Annotated in this window: 2 protein-coding genes; both read left to right on the top strand. The window is 47.7% G+C overall.

All coding sequences use genetic code 11. The features are described 5' to 3' along the window. Window positions 1–327: chaperone NapD (locus AB4585_RS23875; protein ID WP_372171243.1), on the top strand; the 327-nt coding region annotated here is incomplete at its 5' end. Then, the coding region (locus AB4585_RS23870) for a twin-arginine translocation signal domain-containing protein (protein WP_372171242.1) at window positions 324–547 on the top strand (224 nt) is incomplete at its 3' end. The genes AB4585_RS23875 and AB4585_RS23870, both read left to right, overlap by 4 nt.

Genomic DNA, 547 nt, shown 5'->3' with positions numbered 1-547 from the left:
CCAGCCAGTGAAGTTCATATCTCAAGTTTTGTCGTTTACTGCTCTCCTGAAGCCATGGAGACAGTTCGAAGCAAGGTGAATAGCTTTTCCGCCACCGAAATATATGCCGAAGATTCAGGTAAGTTTGTTGTGGTCATGGAAACTCAAAACGAAGGCTATATCACCACCACTATCGATGAAATTAACGACCTACCAGAAGTAATTAGTACGGCTTTGGTTTACCACCAAATCGAAACCGATATTGACACCCTTGACACCGACATCCATGCAACGGCTACGACCGATGCCAGCATCGGTTCAACGACCCCGCAAGAGGACACATTATGAAAATGACACGACGCGAGTTTGTGAAAGCAAACGCTGCTGCATCAGCTGCAGCGGTAGCCGGAATTTCACTTCCCGCTTCTGCGGCCAATCTCATCGCAAGCTCAGACCAAACCAAAATCAAATGGGATAAAGCTCCTTGCCGTTTTTGTGGTACTGGCTGTTCAGTACTAGTCGGGACTCAAAACGGTAAGGTTGTTGCAACTCAGGGTGATCCTGAGGC

The sequence above is a fragment of the Vibrio sp. 10N.222.49.C9 genome (assembly GCF_041474985.1).
Taxonomy (GTDB): Bacteria; Pseudomonadota; Gammaproteobacteria; order Enterobacterales; family Vibrionaceae; genus Vibrio; species Vibrio crassostreae_C.
The sequence above is the reverse complement of the archived record's forward strand: the minus strand, read 5'-3'. Positions and strand labels throughout refer to the sequence as shown.